Here is a 5,510-nt window from a genome sequence, read left to right as displayed (position 1 = left end):
CGTCGGCGACATCGCAGAATGGCAGTTGCTCGTAGAACGCTTTTTCGCGTGCCTTGTGGTTCTCGCCCTTGGGCTTGCGCCAGATCAGCGCCTGCGTGTCCTTGTCGTATTCCAGGTGGGTCAGCTTGCCCTGTTTCAGCTCGCGATTGAACGCCAGCCACTGCGTGCGCAGTTCAGTTGCCAGCGCATTGAACTGAACATCGACCGGTTTCCGCAGGAAGGGGATGTCCATTTGCACGAGCACGTCGGCCTTCTCGTCCAGCGAGACCAACTCGTCGGAGAAGTGGCGGTGTTGCAGGCTGTCATCGAGAAACAATTCACCTGACTGAAAGCGCTTCCTGATCTGTCGATAGAGCCAGAATTCGTAGCGGTCGGCGTGCAAGCCGGTCGGCTTACCGTCTGCATCGAAGGTCAGCAGATACGGACGAAGCCGTTTCGGCAGCGTAGCGTCCGGGCATTCTGCCAGCGGCCGTTGCGACAGCCGCTGCTGCTTGGCAAACACACTCTTGGACCAAGCTAACGCTGCCAGCCACGGGCTGTCCGGGTGGGTGCCCGCGAAATCGAGCGTGACGTACAACGGTCGCAGATGGCGGCGTATGCGCTCAGCCAGGCCGTCCGCCGCCTGCCAGTGCATCGCCAACTTGCTCATCGGCTTTACGCTCATGCGCTGCGCGGTGGTTTGCAGCGTGTCGCGGGGCATGATCTTGTAGGCGCGTTGACGTACCTCGCCGAACGGCGTTGGATCGGCGACGCTATGGTCCACGTAAAGTGACAGCAGGCGGCCGACCTGCGGCGTGTCCTGCTGGCGGCGTACCTGCTCGGCGATGAAGGACTGCTTTGCCGCCGCGCGGCTTTCATCCTCCAATTGCTTCATGTGGTAGGCCATGGCATCGACCAGGTTGTCGGTAAGCTGCCGGTAGCGCACCCAGGCATAACACAGTAGGTAGAGCCGGGCCTGATCCCCCTTGAGGTTGCGCAGGTCGTGGACGGTATAGAAGTTGGCCAGGCTCGCGTAATACAGTAGGTTCTGCTGCGAGACGCCGAGCTTTGGCAGCAACGCCTTGGTGATCCTGTGCAGCGGTTCCAGCGTGGCGCGCTTCTCGCGCTCTCGGGCCATCTGACGCCAGCCAAAATCCTTGGCGTCCTGCTGGAGTGCCGCCAGTTGCGACAGGGTGTCCTCACGCACCAGTAACTGGGCCAGCGCGGCCTTGGCCGATTCGTCCAACACTTCTGCCAGCAGGCTGTTCAAGCGTCGACGTTCGGCGGACAGGGCTTCACTGACCAATTCTTGCAGGGTGGTGTAGCCGGGCCGGATGATCTTGTGCTCGTTGAGCCAGCCGATCAACTCGGCGACGACGAATCCCGGTGTCACGTCGCGGCGGACGATTTGCACGGCCTGCTGCGCGAGTTGCGGCAGGAAGTCGGCCGCCCACGGCCGATAGCCGAACAACTCGGCCAAGCGCTCGCGCTGGGCGTAGTGCTCGTGCTTGGTGATCGCTTTATGCTCGAACGCCTCGCCGTGGAAGTAGCGGCTCAGCACGAAGGCGCAATCGTCCTCGACCTCAGTCCAGTCGAAGCGGAAGAAGGCGTGCTTGGCCTTGAAGTAGCCGATCTGCAAGACGCAATAGACCTGGGCATGGAGGCCGGGGCGGCAACTGGCGAGTGCCAGTTCGGATTCGGTCAATGCCAAGTATTCCAGCCGTTGAGCATCATCAAAGTCAGGCAAGCCGTACAGGGCTTCCTGTTCGGCGTCCGACAGCACCGTCAATCGTTCGCTCTTGGCGATCATCGTGACGACGCTCCATCGGAGCCCGCCCAGCCGATCCGCGCCAACGTCTCGATCAAGGTAGTGCGCTTGACGCCGAAGTTGCGGCACACCGCCGCCTTGGACATGCCACCATCGAGTGCGGCGATAATGGCATCCAGCTTCTCGCCAGTGATTGCCTGTGGTCGGCCACCGATCCGGCCACGTTTGCGGGCGGAGTCCAAGCCGGCAACGACACGCTCTCGGATCAAGGCGCGTTCGTACTGCGCGAGCGCACCGAATACGTGGAACAGCAGCTCGCCCGATGCCGTGGTGGTATCCATACCTTCGGTCAACGAGCGGAACGCCACCTGCTTTTCCTTGAGCGAGGTCACGATGGTGAGCAGGTGCGATAGTGAGCGGCCGAGCCTATCCAGCTTCCACACCACCAGCACGTCGCCAGGGCACACGAATTCGAGCGCCCGCACCAAGCCAGCCCGGTCATCCTTCGCGCCGGAAGCACGATCCTCGAAGAGGTGCCGGGCATCGACGCCGGCAGCGAGCAGGGCGTCACGCTGCAAGTCTGTGCTCTGGCGGTCGGAATCGGACGACACGCGCATGTAGCCCACTAACATGAGCGGATAACCATCAAGATTAGGTTTCCGTACAATAGCGCATGGCGACACTGTTTTCCGCACAAATTTAGGGCCACCGAACGAGCGATTCGAGAGGCTGTTGCAAAGATGCCGCAAAACATGTGTTTGGCGACAGGGTCCGGCCCTTGCAATAATGAACTCAAATAAATAAAATGCATGCATCGAATGCATTTTCGAAAAGGCGAATGCTATGGCAATGCTGACAGTACGTAATCTGCCGGATGATGTGCACCGCGCATTGCGCATGCGGGCCGCTCAACATGGGCACAGCACCGAGGCCGAGGTCCGCGAGATTCTGGCGACCGCAGTCAAGCCAGAGACGCGCGTTCGCCTAGGCGAAGCCTTGGCGGCTTTGGGTCGCAAGATTGGCCTGACGAATGAGGACTTCGAGGTCTTCGATCGGGTAAGAGACAAGACGCCGGCCGTCCCGCCGAGGCTTGAATGATCGTTCTCGATACCAACGTCGTTTCCGAGGCGATGAAGCCCGAGCCGCACCCATCCGTGCGGACCTGGTTGAACGATCAAGCCGCTGAAACACTGTACCTGTCCAGCGTGACGCTGGCCGAACTGCTATTTGGCATCGCTGCGCTTCCTGCCGGTAAGCGCAAGGACATGCTGGAACAGGCCCTTGATGGCCTCATGGGCCTGTTTAGGGATCGGGTGTTGCCATTCGACATCGATGCAGCGCGGCGTTATGCCGAATTGGCCGTGACGGCAAAGATCGGAGGGCGAGGATTTCCGACACCCGACGGCTACATCGCAGCGATTGCTGCCTCGCGGGGTTTCATTGTGGCGTCACGCGACACGGCCCCTTACGAAGCGGCCGGCGTAACCGTCATCAATCCGTGGGAAGGGTGAGGAATCCATGACGATGCGCAACCCTACACCCGTGTGGCGTCTCAAGGTCGAACTGCTTGGCGTAGCGCCGGCCGTGTGGCGTCGTTTCGATACCCATTCGGATGCGAAACTCGCGCAATTGCACTACTTCATCCAAGGCGCTATGGGCTGGGAGTTGATGCACCTGTTCTCGTACCAGGATGGGCGCGGGTACGGCGGCGCGATCAACAGCGAACTGCGATTGTGCGATGTCTGCCGCATCGGTGATGCCCTGACGTACACCTACGATTTTGGCGACAACTGGCAGCACAGAGTGACGGTCGAGAAGGCGATGGCACGACCGACAGGCACCTATCCATGCATGGTCGCCGGCAAGTACGCCTGTCCACCGGAAGATTGTGGCGGGTCGTGGGGGTATGCAGACTTGCTCCGTGTTCTTGCTGGTCACCGCAACGCCCGTCGGCGCGAACTCATCGAGTGGCTGGGCGGGCCGTTCGATCCCAAGGTGTTTGACATGGATGAAGCCCAGAAGCGCCTAGCTGGGTACGTCGAGGTGTCGATGCCGAAAAATCATCAACCCACTGCTTGAACTTACCGAGTTGGTCACTCATAGCCGGGACTGGAGCTTGGAGTAACGGAATTTTCGGCGGTTCCGGCTTAGAACCCCAGCCTGGCCACGGTCGTGGCCTGCACCTGGGAATTGCCGACGCAATTTATGCTTCAGACAGAGGCTTGAGCGGTGCGGCCAGCGCTTCGCACACCTGGGAAAGGGGCGCGGCCAGGGGCAGGGCAGGAGGCGCGAAAACCCGGACGTGATCGCCGTCGATGGCCAGCGAAAACGGGATCGACTCGCCCAGCAGCGGCGAGGCAATCGGGATCTTCGGCGGATCCATGAAAAGCGCGGTACGTAGAAGCATCCCGCCGTCGTCGCGGTAGTCGGCCAGGCCGCGGATCCGCGAGCCGATGCAAGCGGCGAACGGGCAGTCCGACGCTTGTGGCTCCAACGCGAAGCGGGCCAGGCCTGCGGCGTGCAGCTGCGCGCCGTAGCGCTTGCTGGCGCATTCGGACAGCGCCGGATGCTCGATGAAGGTGGCCAGGTAGGCGGCCGTCTCGGTGGTCGCCACGTCGGCGGCCTGGTCGGCTCTGCCGGCGTCGTCGTGGGCGACCAGGGCGGCGATGGCCAGCAGGATCCCGCCCGCAGGAATCAGCACGTGCGCGACCCTCACGGGATGAGCGCGAAGCGGGCGCGCTCGATCTGCTCGGCCGGCGTGCCGGCGTCCGCCAGGACGCGCACGGCGGCATCGCTGGCCAGCTGGTAGGCCTCGCGCTCGGCCTTGTACTTTCGCCCGCCCTCGGTGGCCAGCAGCGCCAGGCGCGATAGCGTGATGCCGTGTTCGGCCAGGATGCGTTCGACCGCCATACACGCCCGCACGCGCAGGCGTTCGGGCGTGTTGGGAAGCTCAAGCGCCAGGCGCATGATCCCGCTTCCGCTGCTCTTGGATGCGCTCGTAGATTTCCTCGCGGTGCACGGGAACCGTAGGCGGGGCTGTGATTCCGATTCGGACCTGGTTGCCTTTGACGCCCAGCACCGTGACGGTGGTGGAGTCGTCGCCGATCATCAGGGTTTCGCCGATCCGGCGCGTCAGTATCAGCATGGTTCGCTCCTTGAAGGGCCGACGCTGCCGGGGTAGGGTGGCGGCGGCCTAGTGATATAGGCCAACACTCAATTCCCCGGCGTTCGTGCGCCGGGGTATTTTTATGCAGCTTTGCGCGGTGCCGCTCGTAGCTGGCGGACCTTCTCAAAGCTGTAGGCGCTCAACGCTCTTGCGCCTTTCAACGCGGCTTCGCCGCCATGCCACAAGGCAACGGAACCGAGAAACGCGACCACGGCGAGGCGAATCATCGGCCAGTTGGTCGGGGACGAAAGCCAGTAGCAGGCCACCGCGCCGACGATGCCGACGCCGCTGAGCAGGACCAGCAGGATCCGCGCTGGCCAGCGCAGCGGCGAGAGGATCGCCGCCACGGCCGCGGCGGCAGCGCCGACCAGCCACCAGGCCCAGCCCTTCCCGCCCGCGCCCTGGCGCGGCCTGGCGGGACCAGGGCGGCGGGGACGGGGACGCTGGAAGGGGATGACCTTGCCCATGTCACTTGATCTTCAAATCGTCCAGGCTGTGGCCTTCGCCGGCCAGGTATTCGGAAACCCAAGTGGGTTTCCGACCCTTGCCGGTCCAGGTGAGTTTCGACTTGCTGGGATGTCACCAGCACTTTTAATC

General features: G+C 62.7%; 9 protein-coding genes and 1 pseudogene. 3 read left to right on the top strand and 7 right to left on the bottom strand.

What is annotated here, in order from left to right; all coding sequences use genetic code 11:
- Together J7360_RS19190 and J7360_RS19185 are read right to left on the bottom strand one after the other, a co-directional pair.
- A partial coding sequence (locus J7360_RS19190) for a DUF4158 domain-containing protein (protein WP_209034521.1) occupies window positions 1–1,789 on the bottom strand: 1,789 nt, incomplete at its 3' end.
- On the bottom strand, window positions 1,786–2,379 hold the full coding sequence (locus J7360_RS19185) for a recombinase family protein (protein WP_057663111.1): 594 nt from the start codon (window positions 2,377–2,379) through the stop codon (window positions 1,786–1,788). The genes J7360_RS19185 and J7360_RS19190, both read right to left, overlap by 4 nt.
- A gap of 211 nt (window positions 2,380–2,590) precedes the next feature.
- Between J7360_RS19185 and J7360_RS19180 the strand changes: the two genes are divergently transcribed.
- The 3 genes from J7360_RS19180 to J7360_RS19170 are packed head-to-tail and all read left to right on the top strand — an operon-like array spanning window position 2,591 to window position 3,826.
- A complete protein-coding gene (locus J7360_RS19180; protein WP_057663112.1) occupies window positions 2,591–2,845 on the top strand; it encodes a hypothetical protein in 255 nt (84 codons plus the stop codon).
- Entirely contained in the window at window positions 2,842–3,258 is a 417-nt protein-coding gene (locus J7360_RS19175) for a type II toxin-antitoxin system VapC family toxin (RefSeq protein WP_022557732.1), read from the top strand. The genes J7360_RS19180 and J7360_RS19175 overlap by 4 nt, the downstream gene beginning before the upstream one ends.
- A 13-nt stretch (window positions 3,259–3,271) precedes the next feature.
- A complete protein-coding gene (locus J7360_RS19170) occupies window positions 3,272–3,826 on the top strand; it encodes a plasmid pRiA4b ORF-3 family protein (RefSeq protein ID WP_209034525.1) in 555 nt (184 codons plus the stop codon).
- Between the two features lie 124 nt (window positions 3,827–3,950).
- Here J7360_RS19170 and J7360_RS19165 read toward each other — a convergent pair whose 3' ends face one another.
- The 5 genes and pseudogenes from J7360_RS19165 to J7360_RS21485 form a co-directional block, all read right to left on the bottom strand.
- Window positions 3,951–4,463 (bottom strand): hypothetical protein, encoded by a 513-nt coding sequence (locus J7360_RS19165; protein WP_209034519.1) that lies wholly within the window; start codon window positions 4,461–4,463, stop codon window positions 3,951–3,953.
- Window positions 4,460–4,714, bottom strand: coding sequence for a hypothetical protein (locus tag J7360_RS19160; protein ID WP_244667835.1), 255 nt, complete (start codon window positions 4,712–4,714; stop codon window positions 4,460–4,462). The genes J7360_RS19165 and J7360_RS19160 overlap by 4 nt, the downstream gene beginning before the upstream one ends.
- Window positions 4,698–4,892: a carbon storage regulator CsrA gene (gene csrA / locus J7360_RS19155; RefSeq protein WP_209034517.1), complete on the bottom strand. Its 195-nt coding sequence runs from the start codon at window positions 4,890–4,892 to the stop codon at window positions 4,698–4,700. Before csrA ends, J7360_RS19160 begins: the two co-directional genes overlap by 17 nt.
- A gap of 101 nt (window positions 4,893–4,993) precedes the next feature.
- Complete coding sequence (locus tag J7360_RS19150; protein ID WP_209034515.1) at window positions 4,994–5,380, bottom strand: hypothetical protein; 387 nt, start codon at window positions 5,378–5,380, stop codon at window positions 4,994–4,996.
- Between the two features lies 1 nt (window position 5,381).
- A pseudogene (locus J7360_RS21485) lies at window positions 5,382–5,481 on the bottom strand (H-NS histone family protein); the annotation flags it as partial.
- Window positions 5,482–5,510 lie beyond the last annotated feature (29 nt).

The sequence above is a fragment of the Xanthomonas sp. D-99 genome (assembly GCF_017746145.1).
Taxonomy (GTDB): domain Bacteria; phylum Pseudomonadota; class Gammaproteobacteria; order Xanthomonadales; family Xanthomonadaceae; genus Xanthomonas; species Xanthomonas cissicola.
Note: the sequence above shows the minus strand (reverse complement) of the source record. Positions and strands in the feature narration are given on the sequence as shown.

What these genes read in the sequence shown, in the direction of transcription:
- J7360_RS19175 (WP_022557732.1), top strand. Translation starts at nt 2,842, where the DNA reads ATGATCGTTCTCGATACCAACGTCGTTTCCGAGGCGATGAAGCCCGAG.
- csrA (WP_209034517.1), bottom strand. Translation starts at nt 4,892, where the DNA reads ATGCTGATACTGACGCGCCGGATCGGCGAAACCCTGATGATCGGCGAC.
- J7360_RS19150 (WP_209034515.1), bottom strand. Translation starts at nt 5,380, where the DNA reads ATGGGCAAGGTCATCCCCTTCCAGCGTCCCCGTCCCCGCCGCCCTGGT.
- J7360_RS19160 (WP_244667835.1), bottom strand. Translation starts at nt 4,714, where the DNA reads ATGCGCCTGGCGCTTGAGCTTCCCAACACGCCCGAACGCCTGCGCGTG.
- J7360_RS19180 (WP_057663112.1), top strand. Translation starts at nt 2,591, where the DNA reads ATGGCAATGCTGACAGTACGTAATCTGCCGGATGATGTGCACCGCGCA.
- J7360_RS19170 (WP_209034525.1), top strand. Translation starts at nt 3,272, where the DNA reads ATGCGCAACCCTACACCCGTGTGGCGTCTCAAGGTCGAACTGCTTGGC.
- J7360_RS19185 (WP_057663111.1), bottom strand. Translation starts at nt 2,379, where the DNA reads ATGTTAGTGGGCTACATGCGCGTGTCGTCCGATTCCGACCGCCAGAGC.